At 68.9% G+C, this 16167-nt stretch carries 13 protein-coding genes; 1 reads left to right on the forward strand and 12 read right to left on the reverse strand.

Translation table 11 applies throughout. The features are described from left to right. Positions 1-609 precede the first annotated feature (609 nt). Positions 610-3699, forward strand: coding sequence for a TonB-dependent receptor (locus AC06FD_RS16550; RefSeq protein ID WP_478078374.1), 3090 nt, complete (start codon positions 610-612; stop codon positions 3697-3699). Between the two features lie 753 nt (positions 3700-4452). Here the strand turns inward: AC06FD_RS16550 and AC06FD_RS16555 are convergent. From AC06FD_RS16555 to hisG, 12 genes are all read right to left on the reverse strand, one after another. Beyond that, entirely contained in the window at positions 4453-5181 is a 729-nt protein-coding gene (locus AC06FD_RS16555) for a copper homeostasis protein CutC (RefSeq protein ID WP_478078375.1), read from the reverse strand. Between the two features lie 2 nt (positions 5182-5183). After that, the gene (locus AC06FD_RS16560; protein ID WP_478078376.1) at positions 5184-6182 is read right to left on the reverse strand and encodes a glycosylasparaginase; all 999 of its coding nucleotides are present in this window, start codon (positions 6180-6182) and stop codon (positions 5184-5186) included. Between the two features lie 56 nt (positions 6183-6238). Beyond that, entirely contained in the window at positions 6239-7237 is a 999-nt protein-coding gene (locus tag AC06FD_RS16565; protein ID WP_478078410.1) for a glucokinase, read from the reverse strand. Between the two features lie 154 nt (positions 7238-7391). After that, complete coding sequence (locus tag AC06FD_RS16570; protein WP_478078377.1) at positions 7392-8990, reverse strand: calcineurin-like phosphoesterase C-terminal domain-containing protein; 1599 nt, start codon at positions 8988-8990, stop codon at positions 7392-7394. Between the two features lie 93 nt (positions 8991-9083). Continuing rightward, positions 9084-9707: a bifunctional phosphoribosyl-AMP cyclohydrolase/phosphoribosyl-ATP diphosphatase HisIE gene (gene hisIE / locus AC06FD_RS16575; RefSeq protein ID WP_394163715.1), complete on the reverse strand. Its 624-nt coding sequence runs from the start codon at positions 9705-9707 to the stop codon at positions 9084-9086. After that, entirely contained in the window at positions 9697-10473 is a 777-nt protein-coding gene (gene hisF / locus AC06FD_RS16580; RefSeq protein ID WP_259208595.1) for an imidazole glycerol phosphate synthase subunit HisF, read from the reverse strand. Before hisF ends, hisIE begins: the two co-directional genes overlap by 11 nt. After that, positions 10467-11201, reverse strand: coding sequence for a 1-(5-phosphoribosyl)-5-[(5-phosphoribosylamino)methylideneamino]imidazole-4-carboxamide isomerase (hisA, locus tag AC06FD_RS16585; RefSeq protein ID WP_478078378.1), 735 nt, complete (start codon positions 11199-11201; stop codon positions 10467-10469). The genes hisF and hisA overlap by 7 nt, the downstream gene beginning before the upstream one ends. After that, positions 11198-11800, reverse strand: a complete 603-nt coding sequence (gene hisH, locus AC06FD_RS16590; protein WP_259208593.1) for an imidazole glycerol phosphate synthase subunit HisH — start codon at positions 11798-11800, stop codon at positions 11198-11200. The genes hisA and hisH overlap by 4 nt, the downstream gene beginning before the upstream one ends. Continuing rightward, positions 11797-12870 (reverse strand): bifunctional histidinol-phosphatase/imidazoleglycerol-phosphate dehydratase HisB, encoded by a 1074-nt coding sequence (hisB, locus tag AC06FD_RS16595; protein WP_478078379.1) that lies wholly within the window; start codon positions 12868-12870, stop codon positions 11797-11799. The genes hisH and hisB overlap by 4 nt, the downstream gene beginning before the upstream one ends. Beyond that, positions 12867-13958, reverse strand: a complete 1092-nt coding sequence (hisC, locus tag AC06FD_RS16600; protein ID WP_259208590.1) for a histidinol-phosphate transaminase — start codon at positions 13956-13958, stop codon at positions 12867-12869. Before hisC ends, hisB begins: the two co-directional genes overlap by 4 nt. Continuing rightward, complete coding sequence (gene hisD / locus AC06FD_RS16605) at positions 13955-15250, reverse strand: histidinol dehydrogenase (RefSeq protein ID WP_478078380.1); 1296 nt, start codon at positions 15248-15250, stop codon at positions 13955-13957. Before hisD ends, hisC begins: the two co-directional genes overlap by 4 nt. Then, positions 15247-16158, reverse strand: a complete 912-nt coding sequence (gene hisG / locus AC06FD_RS16610; protein ID WP_478078381.1) for an ATP phosphoribosyltransferase — start codon at positions 16156-16158, stop codon at positions 15247-15249. Before hisG ends, hisD begins: the two co-directional genes overlap by 4 nt. Positions 16159-16167 lie beyond the last annotated feature (9 nt).

Here is a 16167-nt window from a genome sequence, read left to right on the forward strand (position 1 = left end):
ATGTCGGTACGGCAGACGGAAAAAGCACGGCGGATGCCCGCCGTGGCGCGCCAGCCATTCCCCCGCTGGCACCGGTCCAGATCCACGTTGCCGTGGATTTAGATCGATTCAAGTAAAGCACGGAGATTTCGACGGATGCATTCTGCGGCGCAACATGGGCGGGTCGAGGTCTCTCCCTGAAGGGGCTGCCACGCCGGTCGCCGCAGAGTCCCCGGGTATGGGTTAAGCGGCGCCGAGTGGTTGCGGCAAGGCGCACACCACAACGCCATATCCCAGGGTCGCCTGCGGACCGCCGGCGCACGCCCTGCCGGCGTCCAGCGCAAGAAAACGTTTTCACCCCTCGGACGTCATCGGCCCGGTCCCCGGTCGTCGTTGGCCATATTGCGGAGCAGCATGCTTCCCTGCCCCGCCCGTGCTAAAAATTCCCCCGTCAATCGTTTAGATCGATCCAACTTCAAACGGTCACGATTGCCGGAGCGGTGGGTGGGGGCCCACCAGGCAGCACGCGGGACGCACGGGAGTTGAGCGCTGGCAACAGCCCTCCCAAAACATTAGATCGATTCAACAACGTATCGCCACCGTTTCAATCCAGGAGAGGGAGAGAGTGGAATGAACAAGATGTCCCGCATGCGCAACCGCGACACGCTGTCGGCCGCCATTACCGCCGCGCTGTTCGCCGCCGCGATGGTGCCCGCTGGTGCCTTCGCACAGCAGGCCAGCCCCGCGTCGTCGCCGGAGGCCACCACGCTCGACAGCGTGACCGTCACCGGTTATCGCTACGCCATCGAAAAGAGCCTGCAGCAGAAGCGCGACGCCAACGCCGTGGTCGAAGTGATCACCGCCGAGGACGTGGGCAAGTTCCCCGACAAGAACGTGGCCGATGCGCTGCAGCGCGTGCCCGGCGTGGTCATCGAGCGCAGCGGCGGCGAAGGCAAGACCGTCAGCGTGCGCGGCCTCGCACCGGACCTGACGCTCACCCAGTTGAACGGCAACTACGTGGCGACCTCGGAAACCAACAACGAGGCCACGCGGTCGTTCAACTACACACTGCTGCCGTCGAACATGCTGTCCAGCGCAGAACTGTTCAAGTCCCCGGAAGCGCGCATCGACGAAGGCGGCATCGGCGGCACGGTGATCCTGCATACCCGGCGCCCGCTGGAGATGGAAGCCAACTCCGGCTACGTCAACCTGGAAGGCACCTCCTCCGATACCAGCCACGACGTGGACCCGCAGGCGTCGGCGCTGTATTCCTGGCACAGCCAGGACGAGCGCTTCGGCGTGCTGGTCGGCGCGACCAAGCAGAAGCGCACCAGTCGCACCATGCAGGTGAGCACCGAGGACTACCAGTGGTACGGCAACGGCACCGATGCCGTGGATGCCAACGGCAACGTGCTGGGCCAGGACGGCATCCATTACTGGTGGGGCCAGTCCGGCTTCAACGACCAGGGCGGGCGCAACTACAGCGAGTTCTTCATGCCCACCTCGGCGAACTTCGCCGTGAAGGAAGAGAAGCGCGAGCGCACCGGCGGGCAGTTGACGTTCCAGTTCAAGCCGATCGACAACCTGACCCTGACCGCGAACTACTTCCGCTTCGAGCTGGAAGGCAACTACACCCAGAACATGCTGAAGGTTCCCGAATGGAACCTGGCGCGCTTCAACGGCGACGGCAACTGGGCCGGCGGGCGCCTGCTCAACGGGCTGGACTTCGACCCGAGCGGCAGCATCGTCACCGGCGCCCAGTACGAAAAGCTGGCCGGCAAAACCTACTACTGCAGCGAAGAGCAGGCAGCTGCCGCGGGCATGCCGCCAGGCGGCTGGGGCCCGGATGACTGCACCATCCCCACCCCGCAGCTGACCGGTACCTACAGCAAGGAAAAGGCGCTCTCGCAGACCGCCGACCTGACCATCGACTGGGACATCAGTCCGCTGTGGAAGGCCTCCTTCACCGGTGGCCGGACCTGGTCCGAGGGCGGTCCGTCGATGAACTTCGGCATGTCGGCAAAACCGCGCCGCCAGGTGGACGGCGTGTGGCAGTCCGGCAACACCTACACGGCTTGGGACCTGACCGGCACGCCGAGCGTGACCTTCTCGCCAAACCTGCAGGACCAGCTGATGGCCGGCGTCGCCGAGATCGACACCGGCTCGACCGGGTCATCGTGGATGCAGACCAGCGTCAAGCAGAACTACTTCCAGGCCGACGTCACCAAGATGTTCGAAAGCGGCTGGCTGGACTCGATCCAGTTCGGCGCCAAGTACCGCGACGGCGAGGTCCACCGCAATACCGGCAACACCTACTGGGTGTGCCAGGGCAAGGACCCGGCCGACTACGACAACAACCGCTACCAGGCCGGGTGCGATTCCACCGCCGGTGAGGCCCAGCCCGGCTTCTTCCTGTCCAGCCCGATCAGCAACATCGCCGGCGGCTTCAATGCCAACGTGTTCCCGGGCATCAACTACCCGGCCTACATCGACTTCCTCAACCAGAAGTACGGCGGCTCGTACAGCCGCAAGGAAGAGGACTTCGTCTACAACGTCAACGAGAAGATCTACTCCGGCTACTTCCAGGCCAACTTCCGCACCGAGCGCGTGCGCGGCAACGTGGGCGTGCGCGTGGTGCGTACCCAGCAGTTCGCCGAGTCCAGCGATTCGGTCGAACGGTTCAATGACTACTTCCAGGACAACGCCGCCGGCGCGCCGATGGGCTGCAACGACCCGGCCGCCGCCCCGCTGATCGCCTCCAACACCGGCTACGTCTGCCAGAGCGGTTTCGTGCGCCTGCCCGACGCGCTGGCGCGCGAGAAGACCTACGAGTTCGCCTCGCTGGAGCGCACCTACACCGACTTCCTGCCGAGCTTCAACATCGCCTGGGACATCACCGACAACCTGGTGCTGCGCGGCGCGGCCTCCAAGGTCATCGCACGCCCCGGCTACACCAGCATCGCCGCGCCGGGCAGCCTGAGCTATGTGAGCGAGGAATACAGCAACGACCGTCGCGTGGCCGGCGGTACCGACACCCCCGGCTGGTACGGGCACGGCAGCAACAAGAACCTGGAGCCGTTCGAAGCGACCCAGTTCGACATCGGCCTGGAGTGGTATTTCCAGCCCGGCGCGGTGGCCGGTGCGGCGCTGTTCCGCAAGAACGTGGACAACTTCACCGTGCCGGTGGTGCGCGACCAGCAGATGACGGTCGGCGGCCAGACGGTGACCGTGCAGAAGTACGAAACCGAAGCCAACGGCCGTGATGGCGTCTCGCAGGGCGTGGAGCTGTACGGCCAGTACACCTTCCAGATGGGCTTTGGCGTGCAGGCCAACTACACCTACAACGACACCAACCTGGCGTCGATCGTGCTGGACGGCCAGAACATCGGCTCCTCGCCGCTGGTGGGCAGCGCCAAGAACCAGGCCAACGTGACCCTGTTCTACGAGAACGAGAAGTTCCTGGCACGCGCCTCGTACAACCGTCGCGGTGAAGTGGTGGGCGGGCTGGTCAATGGCCTCACCCAGTATTCCGAGCCGTACGACCAGCTGGACCTCAACGTGGCCTACAACCTCACCGACGCGCTCACCCTGACCGCCTCGGTGCTCAACGCCACCAAGTCCGAGCAGCGCATCTACCTGGGCAGCGACAGCAAGGCCCGCCTGATCTCCAACACCTACACCGGCCGCCAGCTGTATTTCGGCGTGAACTGGAAGTTCTAAGCATCGCCCGCCCTGCCCCGAGGCAGGGATAACGGTCCTCCACGGCAGCCACGCTGGTACAGGTGGCTGCCGTTTTGTGTCGCCCGCGTGGTCGGGTCGAAGCGCAGCCACGCATGGCGTGGCTCTACGATGTCCCCGTAGAGCCACCCCATGGGTGGCTACACGCGGCGCCAAATCGAAGCGAACCCACGCACACCGCGGCCCAACGTAGCCCCCGTAGAGCCACCCCATGGGTGGCTACACGCGGTGCCAAATCGAAGCGAACCCACGCAAACCGTGACCCGCCGTAGCCCCGTAGAGCCACCCCATGGGTGGCTACACGCGGTGTCAAATCGAAGCGAACCCACGCACACCGTGACCCACCGTAGCCCCGTAGAGCCACCCCATGGGTGGCTGAGCGCGGTGCCAAATCGAAGCGCATCCACGCACACCGTGGCCCAACGTAGCCCCGTAGAGCCACCCCATGGGTAGCTGCAAGCGGTGCCAAATCGAAGCGCACCCACGCAAACCGTGACCCAACGTAGCCCCCGTAGAGCCACCCCATGGGTGGCTACACGCAGTGCAAAATCGAAGCACACCCACGCACACCGTGGCCCAACGTAGCCCCGTAGAGCCACCCCGTGGGTGGCTGCACGCGGTGCCAAATCGAAGCGCACCCACGCACACCGTGACCCACCGTAGCCCCCCGTAGAGCCACCCCATGGGTGGCTGCGCGCCCTGCCAGTTCAAAGCGCACCCACGCATGGCGTGGCGCTACGTGTCGAGGGCGGCGCGGAGGGCGGCGACGTTCGCGGTGTCGGTGGCGGTCCAATCCGCGGACAACCCGATCAGCGCCGGGTTCTGGTGGCGCATGGCCGAACGTTGCACGGCCTTGGCCGACGCATGCAGCTCCTGGCATCCGCTGCGGGCGGCCACGGTGGCGATGTTGTCGGCGTTGAGCCCTGCCCCGGCCATCACCCGCACGCGGCCGGTGGCCTGGGCGACCAGCGACGCCAACCGATCCGCGCCGGCTTCCGCACTGGCCTGGCCACCGGAGCTCAGGACGCGCTGGCAGCCGAGCGCGATCACCTGCTCCAGCGCGGCGGGCAGGTCGCGTGCCGCATCGAACGCACGGTGGAAGGTCACCTGCATCGGTCCGGCCGCCTGCACCAGTTCGTGGCAGACAGCGATATCGATGCCGCCGTCGGCATCCAGCGCGCCGATCACCACGCCATCGCAGCCCAGCGCGCGGCACTGCGCGACATCACGCAGCATGACGTCCACCTCCAGCGCCCCGTAATGAAAATCGCCCGGGCGCGGCCGGATCAACACGAACAGCGGGATCCGCAAGCGCTCGCGCGCCAACGCGATGCTGCCGTGCGACGGCGTGGTGCCGCCCTCGGCGAGGTTGTCGAACAGTTCGATGCGGTCGGCGCCACCGGCCTGCGCGGCCAACGCGGACGCGACCGAATTGGAGGCGATTTCCAGCAGCCGGCGCGTCATGCTCAGGTCTGCTCGCTGCGGTAGACCGAGGCCGAATCACGCAGGTCGTCCTGGCGGTCCTTGTCGCACACCGCGAACACGAAACCCCGGTGCAGCGCATACGCGCCGACCTGCCCGTGCTTGTCCAGCGCCAGGAAACACACCTGCAGGGTCTTGCTGGCCTCCGGGCGCTTGCGCACCAGGCGAGCGATCGCCTCGCGGCAGGCCTCGGCCGGCGAGCGGCCCTGGCGCATCAGTTCCACCACCAGGAACGAGGCGGCGTTGCGCATCATCTCCTCGCCGACGCCCGACGCGGTGGCGCCGCCCACCTCGTTGTCCACGTACAGGCCGGCACCGATGATCGGGCTGTCGCCGACCCGGCCATGCAGCTTCCACGCCATGCCGCTGGTGGTGCAGGCACCGGCGAGGCGGCCGTTGGCGTCGATGGCCAACATGCCCAGCGTGTCATGGTTGCTGCTGTCGCCGGGGCGACCGCGTCGCTCGACGTTGATCTCCGGCGTGTACTGCGCGGTCTTCAGCCAGTCACGCCACGCCTTCTCGGCGGCCGGAGTGAGCAGCCTCTGCCGCTCGAACCCCTGCGCCACCGCGAACTGCTGCGCGCCCTCCCCGACCAGCATCACGTGCGGGGTGTTCTCCATCACTTTGCGGGCCACCGAGACCGGATGCAGGATGTCGGTGAGCGCGGCCACCGAACCACAGCGGCCATCGCCATCCATGATGCTGGCATCCAGGCTGAGCACGCCGTCGCGGTCGGGGTTGCCGCAGCGCCCCACCGTCGGGTTGCACAGCTCGCTTTCGGCCCAGCGCGCGCCGGCCTCCACGGCGTCCAGCGCGCTGCCGCCGCCGGACAACACCGCCCACGCCGCCTGGTTGGCGCCCACCCCGAAGTCCCAGGTGGACACTACCCGCGCGCCGTTGCTGCCCTGTGCGCGTGCGCGTGGCAACGCCAAGGCGCCGGCGGCGAGCGCGCCGGCCTGGAGAAACTGCCTGCGATCGGTCATCTGAAACCACTCCCTGCCCTATGGGGTTACAGCGCCCGGCGTCGGCCGGGCTCGCCTCAGGCCGCCGCGCGGTCGCGCCGTGCCGCCTGCCATACCGCGGCGCCGAGCATGCCCAGTTCGCCGTGTTCCACCCGCCACACCGGCACCTGCGCCAGCACCCGTCCCATCACGCCCTTTGCCAGGAACCGTGCGCGGAAACCGCCGGCATGGAGGAAATGCGCGATCCGCGGCGGGATCCCGCCGACCAGGTAGACCGAGCGCGCGCCGAAGGTGATCGCCAGGTCGCCGGCCAGGCTGCCCAGCCAGGCGCTGAACACCTCCAGCGTTTCCACCGCGAGCGGGTCCTCGCCCGCGTGCGCCGCGGCGATCAGCGCTTCGGTGGACTGCCAGCGCGGGCTGGCCCCGCGGATGTCGCACAGGCACGGATACAGGTTCATCAGGCCGCTGCCGGACAGGATCCGCTCCTGGTCCACATGCTCCCAGCGCTGTTGCATGCGGGCCAGGATGTCCATCTCCAGCGCGGTTACCGCTGTGAGCGCGGCATGCCCGGCTTCGCTGGCCAGCACCGGCTGTTCGCCGCCCTGGAAACGCAGTGCCGCGCCGAGCCCGGTGCCCGGGCCAAGCACCAGCGCCGGCCACGACCGCAGCGCATCGGGGGCGCCGTTGAGTGCGGCCAGGGTGTCGGCCTGCACGTGCGGGATGGCGTAGGCCACCGCCTCGAAATCGTTGATCAACGCCAGTGAGCGCAACCGCGCCTGCGCCTGCGTCGCCTGCACCGACACTGCCCAGGGCAGGTTGGTGTTGACCAGGTGGTCGCCTTCCAACAAGCCGGCAATGGCGACCACCGCGGTATCCAGCGCGTGCCCGCTGACGGCGATGAAATCGGCCAGGATCGCGGCGAGGCTGGGGTAGCTGGCGCACTCGTAACGGCGCAGCCCGGTCAGCTGCGGCGGCTGGCCGGGAGGCAACTGCGCCAGCGCGACACGGGCGAAGGTGCCGCCGACGTCGGCGACGATGATCGGCCCGGACTGCGGCGGCAGGCCGGGCGTCACCACCGAGGGCGCGCCGGAAGGGGCCGGAATGTGTTCCGGGAACGGTACCGCAACGCTCACTCGCAGGCCTTGGCTGGGATCGAATAACTCGGCGCGATTTTCGGCGATCCTTCGGGCTTTGCAAAGCGCGCGGTGCCGTACAGGGGCGTATGCGCCATCAGGGCTTGGCGACCTGCAGCCGGTAGCTGGTGCTGGCCGTGGCGGTGGGGCCGTCGGCATGGATCGCACGCACATCCACCTTGTGCGCCCCGGCGGCCAGGTTCGTGGGCAGCGCCCCCCGCCACAGGTGCGGCGACGGCGTGGCCTCCGGCGAGCGGTCGAAGCCGCGCAGGCGCTCTGCCTCGTCGTCGGCCACGTTTTCCACCAGCAGGCGCGGATCGGGCTGCTCCACGCGCTTCATCGGCTGCCAGGCGCCATTGTCCACGCGGAACTCCACCTGGGTGTCGGCCTGGCCCATGAACACGTTCGCGTACACGCCCCAGGCCGGATAGGCATCCTTGCGCAGCACCTTCGGCGCGTGCAGTGCGATCTGGTAGTCATCCGGCGCCCGCGCGACGTGGTAGCGCAGGCTGTACGCGCCACCCGGCTTGACCGAGAGCAGCGCATAGCCGTTGGGAGTGCCGTCGCTCATGGTGGCGTCCGGAATCCCGTTGCTGTCCTTCACCCCGGACCAGAATGCACCGCACGCCGCGCCGACGTTGTACTCGTGCAGCGGCTTGCTGCCCTGCCAGCCCTCGGCGGCGCCGTGGTAATAGTGCTGCTGGGTGTGGCTGTGGCCGCTGAGCACCAGCACGTTGGGGAAGTCCTTCAGCAGCGCGAACAGGCGCGTCCGGTCGGCATGGCGGAAGGTTTCGCGGCCCGGCGCGGCATCGAACAGCGGGATATGCATGCCCAACACCACCAGCCGATCGCGTGGCAGGCCCTTGAGGTAGTTGCCGAGGAAGGTCAACTGGTCCGGGCGCAGGCCACCGACGTAGCTCGGCTTGGCGGCAGGGTCGTACACCACGTCGTCGAGGAACACGAAGCTGGCGCCGCCTTCCTCGACCGCATAGGTATCCGGGCCGTACACCGCGCGCCAGCTGTCCAGCGAGTGGCGGTCATCGCCGGCGTCCATATCCAGGTCGTGGTTGCCCGGCACATGGAACCAGGGCACCTGCAGCTGCGCGGTGACCTTGTTGATGGCCGGGTATAGGCCCAGGTCGTCATTGACGATGTCGCCCAGCGTGGTGCCCAGCCGGGCCGGATGCTTGCCGATGATCGGTTCGACGATGGCGCGCTGGTAGTAGTCGATGTCCTGGCGGCTGGCGGTCTGCGAATCGGTGAACACCAGCATCTCGAAACCGGACCGCGCCGCATCGCTGCCCTTGGCCGGCTCCAGCGCGAAATCCCAGTTGCGGGTGGCGCTGCCGGTGGCTTGGATGCCGTCGTACTTCAGGCGCGGCGACCCCTGGGGCGCGTAATGTCGCCAGTAGGCCGGCAGGCCGTTGGCCGCCGCCGGGAAGCGGTAGTCGTCCGGCTTGATCACGAACACGGTCTGGCCTTCGCGCACCGGCAGGCTGTAGCTGCCATCGGCGGCGGTACGCACGATCGTCTCGCCATTGGAAACCTGCACTCCGCCCATGCCCGGATCCGTGGGGCCGCGCCCGGGCTTGCCGTCGCGTTCCTGGTAGACCTTGCCGGTGACGGTCACCTCGGCGGCCAGGGCGGGTGCGGTGGTCAACAGCAGGCAGGCCAGCCAGGCAGCAGTGCGGGTCATCGGGACGGTCCGTTCGGGGGTGGGTGATTGTAAAGCGGCACATCATCGCGTGTGCCGCGTTTCACCGACGTTAAACGGCGCGCCTCGACGTGCTCAGCGCGCGTGCCGCGTCGCCAGCACCTGCACGGCGTCATCCAGCGACAGCCCGCGTGCGCGCAGCAGCACGATCAGGTGGAACAGCAGGTCGGCCGATTCGCCCAGCAGGGCGGCATCGTCCTGGACCACGCCGGCCAGCGCGGTTTCCACGCCCTCCTCGCCCACCTTCTGTGCGATGCGGCGGATGCCGTCCTCGAACAGGCGCGTGGTGTAGCTGCCCGCCGGACGTTGCTGGTCACGCTGCTGCACCAGCGCATCGAGCCGGCCAAGGAAATTGCCCGGGGCCCGCTCGAAGCAGCTTTCACTGCCGGTGTGGCAGGTCGGGCCGGCCGGGCGCGCGCTCACCAGCAGGGTGTCGTTGTCGCAATCGATGCGCACCGCCACCACCGCCAGCACGTTGCCCGACGACTCGCCCTTGGTCCACAGGCGCTGCTTGCTGCGGCTGTAGAAGGTCATGTGGCCGGTGACCAGGGTCAGCTCCAGCGACTCGGCACTGGCGTAGCCCAGCATCAGCACCGCCAGGCTGTCGGCGTCCTGCACCACCACCGGCAGCAGGCCATCGCCCTTGTTCCAGTCCAACCCGGCCAGCGCCTCGCGCGACGGCAATACCTCAATAGACATCTCGAACCTCGATCTGCTGCGCGCGCAGGAACTGCTTGAGCGCGGGAATGGCGATGGCGCCACTGTGGAAAACACTGGCGGCCAGGGCACCGTCGACGTCAGCCTGGTCGAACACATCGACGAAGTGCTGCATCTCGCCAGCACCGCCGGAGGCGATCAGCGGCACATGGCACAGCGCACGCGCCTGGCGCAGCTGGGCCACGTCATAGCCGCGCCGCACGCCGTCGCTGTCCATGCAGTTCAAGACGATTTCGCCGGCACCGCGGCGTTGCGCCTCCACCAGCCAGTCCAGCGTGCGCAGCGGCACGGCCTGGGTCTTGTCGGGGTCGCCGCTGAAGCGGCGCACCCGCCACTCGCCGTCGGCCTCGCGCACCGAGTCGATGCCGACCACCACGCATTGCACGCCGAACGCGTCGGCCAGTTCCTCGATCAGCGCGGGGCGACCGAGTGCCGGTGAATTGATGGAGATCTTGTCGGCGCCGGCATACAGCACCCGGCGCGCGGTCTCCACATCGGAGATGCCGCCGGCCACGCAGAACGGAATATCGATCAGCCGGGCGATGCGCTCGATCCAGCCAACGTCCACCGCGCGCCCTTCCGGGCTGGCGCCGATGTCGTAGAACACCAGCTCGTCGGCGCCCTGGTCGCGGTAGCGCAGTGCCAGCTCGGCGATGTCGCCCATGTCCACGTGGTCGCGGAAGCGCACGCCCTTGACCACGCGGCCATCGCGCACGTCCAGGCAGGGAATCAGCCGCCGGCTCAACATGCCAGCGCTCCTTCCAGGGTCATGCGGCCTTCCAGCAGCGCCTTGCCGAGGATCGCGCCGCCACATCCCACGGCCTTGGCGTCGGCCACGTCGGCGGCACTGCGCACGCCACCGGAGGCCTGCACGGCCACGCCCGGCAGCAACGCCGCCAGGTGCTGGTACAGCCCGATGTTGGGCCCGGACAGCATCCCATCGCGGGCGATATCGGTGCACAGCAGATGACGCATGCCGGCCTGGGCGAACCGGGTGGCCAGCGCGTCGAGGGTAGCCTCGGCGGTCTCGGTCCAGCCATGCACGGGCAGCAGCCAGCGGCCGTCCTCGGCCTGGCGCGCATCCAGCGCAAGGGTGAGCCGCTCCGCGCCGAACTCGGCCAGCCAGCCGATCACCGTCTCCGGCTCACGCACCGCCACCGAGCCAACCACCACGCGGGCGGCGCCGGCGTCGAGGATGCGCGCGACGTCGTCGCGCGAGCGCACGCCGCCACCGGTCTGCACCTGCAGCGGGGTCTGTTGCGCAATGGCCGACAGCAGCGGTGCCAGTGTGTAACCGCCCGCCCGCGCCGCATCCAGGTCGACCAGGTGCATCCACGTGGCCCCGGCGGCGGCGAACGCCTTCGCACGCGGCAACGGGTCGTCGCCGTAGGTGGTCTGCTGGGCATAGTCGCCCTGCAGCAGCCGCACCACGCGGCCCTCGCGGATATCCAGGGCGGGATAGACGGTAAAACTCATGTCGGCGGGTTCTCAATGAAGTTCTGCAGGATCCGCGCGCCGGTGGCGGCCGATCGCTCGGGATGGAACTGCGCGCCGCTGTGGCGGCCGCGCTGCACCACGGCCGCGAACAGGCCACCGTGGTCGCAGGCCGCCACGGTGTGCTCGCCCAGCGGGGCGGCGTAGCTGTGCACGAAATACGCGCTGGCACGCTCGGGCACGCCCGCCAGCAGGGTCGACTCGCGCAGCGGCAGCAGCCGGTTCCAGCCCATGTGCGGCACGCGGATCCCAGTGGCCGGGTGCAGGTGGCGGACCACGCCGGGCAGCAGGCCCAGGCACTCCACGTGGCCTTCCTCGGAGCCCTCGAACAGCAACTGCATGCCCAGGCAGATGCCCAGCAGCGGCACCTGCAGCTCGCGCAGCGGCTGCACCAGGTCCTGCGCATGCAGCCGCGCCATGCCGTGCGGCGCGGCGCCCACCCCGGGCAGGATCACCCGCGACACGCCCTGCAGACCCTTGGCATCGCGCACCAGCCGTACCTGCACGCCCAGCCGCTCCAGTGCGTAGCGCACCGAGCCCAGGTTGGCGCCGCCGGCATCGATCAGCGCGACCTCACTCACAGCGCCCCCTTGGTGCTGGGCAACGCGGTGCCCTGGCGCGGCAGCGCCTGGCGCAATGCCCGCGCCAGCGCCTTGAAGCACGCCTCGACCTTATGGTGGTCGTTGTCGCCGTGCACGCTCAGGTGCAGGTTGAGGCCGGCCGCATCGCACAGCGAGCGGAAGAAGTGCGGCACCAGCTCGGTCGGCATGTCGCCCACGCGCTCGCGCTTGAACTCGCCGTTGAACACGAAATACGGGCGCCCGCTGAAATCCAGCGCGGCACTGGCCAGGGTCTCGTCCATGGGCAGGGTGAAGCCGTAGCGGCCGATGCCGCGCTTGTCGCCCAGCGCCTCGCGCAATGCCTGCCCCAACGCCAGGCCGGTATCCTCGATGGTGTGGTGCTCGTCGATGTGCAGGTCGCCCTCGGCCTGCACGCTCAAGGCGAAACCGCCGTGCTTGCCGATCTGCTCCAGCATGTGGTCGAAGAACGGCAGCCCGGTGTGGGTCTGCGGCTCGGCGGTGCGGTCCAGGTCGACCTCCACCCGGATCCTGGTCTCTTTGGTGTTGCGCTGCACGGTGGCGCGACGCGGCGCATCGGCCAGCTCGTGGGCGATCGCATTCCAGTCCCACTCGCCGCCGAACTGCCCGGTGCGCAGCTGGAAGCCGCGGATGTTCATGTTCTCGGCGAACTGGATGTCGGTGGGGCGGTCACCGACCATCGCCGAGCGCGTCCAGTCGATGCTGCGGTCCTGCAGGTAGGGCAGCATCATGCCAATGCCGGGCTTGCGCGTGGGCGCGTTGTCGTGCGGCCAGGTACCGTCGATCAGCACATCCCGGAACTCGATGCCCTGGCTGGCGAAGATCTGCAGCATCAGGTCGTTGGGGCCATCGAAACTGGCCTGCGGATAGCCTTCACTGCCGAGCCCGTCCTGGTTGCTGACGATTACGAACTGGTAGCCGGCATCGCGCAGTTTGCGCATGGCCGGGATCACGTCGCGGACGAAGCGGATCTTTTCGTAGGCATCGATCTGGAAATCGGCCGGCTCTTCGATCAGGGTGCCGTCACGGTCGACGAACAGGATGGGCGTCATGCGGCAACCCTCCGTGCCGCCAGCGCACTGAGCACGCGGTCGTTCTCCAGGGTGCTGCCCACGGTGATGCGCAGCGCGTCGTGCAGCTGTGGCGCGGCGCGCTGGTCGCGCACCACGACGCCCGCATCGAGCAGCGCGTCGAAGGCCTGCTGCGCGTCGGCGAAGCGGACCAGCAGGTAGTTGCCCTGCGAGGGATACACCCGGAGCACGCCCGGCAGCACCGCCAGGGCCAGTTGCAGACGGCTGCGCTCGGCCTTGATCCGCTCCACGCGCGAGGCGGTGAGCTGCAGGTTGCTGTCGCTCAGCCCGGCGAGGGCCAGATCGGCGCACGGGCCGGGAATCGGATACGGTGCCTGGCACCGGCGCAGCAGCGCGATCAGTGCGGGCGCGGCGATCAGGCTGCCGATCCGCGCCGCGGCCAGCGCATGCGCCTTGGACAGCGTGCGCAGCACGGCCACGTTGTCATGCGTGGCCAGCAGCGACACCGCCGATGGCAGCGCCGCGTACTCGGCATAGGCCTCGTCGACCACCACCAGTGCCCTGCCCTGCAGCGCGCGCGCCACGCGCTCGATCTGATCGAGCGCGATCGTGCTGCCGGCGGGGTTGGATGGCGAGCACAGGAACACCAGCTTGGCATTGCCCGCCAGCGCCGTGGCGATCACCGCGTCGAGATCGGCATTGAGCGCCTCGCCGTCATCGCGCAGCGGCACCTCCAGCAGCGGGGCGTTCTGCAGCCGAGCACAGACCGCGTACATGCCGAACACCGGCGGGGTGACCAGCACCGCGTCACGGCCGGGCTCGCACAGCGCGCGCACCAGCAGGTCGATCGCTTCATCGCTGCCACGCCCGATCAGCAACTGCTCGGGCGTGCACTTGTACAGGTCGGCCAGGCGTGCCCGCAGCGCGGCCGGTTGCGGGTCCGGGTAACGCCGTGCGCGGCCTTCGCTGTCCGCCGGGTTGGCCCAGGCCGACTCGTTCGCGTTGAGCCACACATCGCCCACCAGCGCACTGCTGCGCGCGGACGAATAGCCCGCGAACGCCTGCAGGTCCGGGCGCACCAGCGCCATCACCGACGAAGCGGCGCTCATGCCGCAGCCTCCATGCGCAGGGCGACGGCATTTTCGTGCGCATCCAGCCCTTCGGCACGGGCCAGCACGCGCGCGCAGCCGCCGATCACGGCGATGCCCTGCGCGGTGGCCGACTGCACGCTGATCAGGTTCTGGAAGCTGGCCACGCTCACACCGCTGTAGGCGCGTGCCGCGCCGGCGGTCGGCAGGACGTGGTTGGTACCACTGCAGTAGTCGCCGAGTGCTTCGGGCGTGTAGTCGCCGAGGAACACCGAACCGGCCGCCTCGACCTGCGCCAGCCAGGCGCGCGGGTCGCGCAGCGCCAGGATCAGGTGCTCGGGCGCGTAGCGATTGCTGATCTGGAAGGCCTGCTCCAGCGTGTCGACCAGGATCAGCTGCGACGCCTGCAGGGCCTGCGCGGCGATGTCCGCACGCGAGAGCCGGGCCAACTGCGCCTGCACCTCGGCTTCCACCCGCGCCAGCATCTGCGCGTCGTCGGTGAGCAGCAGGACCTGCGAATCGGGACCGTGTTCGGCCTGCGACAGCAGGTCGGCGGCGACGAACGCGGGATTGGCCCCCGCATCGGCGATCACCAGCACTTCCGAAGGACCGGCCGGCATGTCGATCGCCGCCGCACCGTCCTGCGCCACCTGCTGCTTGGCTTCGGTGACGAAGCTGTTGCCGGGGCCAAACAGCTTGTCGCAGGCCGGCACGCTGTCGGTGCCGTAGGCCATCGCCGCGATCGCCTGTGCGCCGCCGAGCTTGAACACCCGGTGCACGCCGGTCAGGCGCGCGGCCACCAGCACCGCCGGATCGGCGCTGCCGTCCTTGCGTGGCGGCGTGCACAGCACCACTTCGCGACAGCCGGCCAGCTGTGCCGGCACGCCCAGCATCAGCGCGGTCGACGGCAGCGGCGCACTGCCGGCCGGCACATACAGGCCGACGCGACCGATCGGGCGCACCACCCGCTCGCAGCGCACGCCCGGCGCGGTCTCCACCGCATAGCCCTGGCTCATGCCCGCCTGGTGGAACGTGCGGATCCGCGCGGCGGCATCGGTCATCGCCTGGCGCAGCTCGGCCGACACCGCCTGCTCGGCCGCGGCGAATTCGGCCTCGCCCACTTCAAAGCTTGCCGGCGCCACGCCATCGAAGCGCAGGCTGATCTCGCGCAGCGCCGTATCGCCATCGGCGCGCACCGCGGCGATCAAGCCCGCCACCGATTCACGGGTACGCGCCGCCACGGCCTGGACCGGGCGCTGCAGGGCCTGCGCCTGGGCGCCGGCATTCAATTGGGACCACGTCAGACGATTCATGCCAGCGACCGCTCCACGCTCAACACCATCAAGCCCTGCGCGCCCGCGCGCTCCAGGTCCTCCAACCGCTGCCAGGTCAACGCACCGTGGCACATGGTCTGCAAACGCAGGTGGCCGCCGTCATCGGGCAACTGCACCAGCGGATCGGCGTCGGGCAGCAGCCGGGTCAACTCGGAGACCCGGTCCAGGGCGGCGCGGAACATCAGCAGCTTGCTGTCCTGCACCTTGACCACGCCATCGAGGCGACGCAGCAGCATGGCCATCAGGCCGGCGCGGGCGTCGTCGGGCGTGCGGACCGGGCCGGCCAGCACGGCTTCGCTTTCCAGCAGAGTTTCCACCGGCTTGAGCTGGTTGGCCGCGAGCGTCGCGCCGCTGGAGACCAGGTCGCAGATCAGATCGGCGGTGCCCAGCCGCGGCGCGATTTCCACCGAGCCGGACAGTTCCACCACCTGCGCGTCCACGCCGCGCTCGGCCAGCCAGTCGGCCAGGATCGCGGGATAACTGGTGGCGATGCGCTTGCCGGCCAACTGCTCCACGCCCGTCCATTCCCATTCGTCCGGCACGGCCAGCATCAAGCGGCACTGGCCGAAGTTCAGGCCGCGCAGCGCCTGGTAGGCATCCGGCAGGCCGATCCGGCGGCGCGCAGCGCCCTGCTCGTCCAGCTCATTGCGACCGACGATGCCGAAATCGCAGACGCCATCGGCGATCAGGCCGGGAATGTCGTCATCGCGGACCAGCAGCAGGTCCACCGGCAGCGATTCGCCGTAGCAGAACAGCTTGTCGCGGCTCTGCCGCCAGCTGAGCCCGCAGGCGGTCAGCAGGCTGCGCGCGGGCTCGGCCAGCCGCCCGTTCTTCTGGATGGCGATACGCAGCCGGTCGCGTGCCGGGGCGGTCTGGGTTGCACTCATGGGGGAAGT

It is taken from the genome of Stenotrophomonas sp. Steno-Z1, from assembly GCF_056393175.1.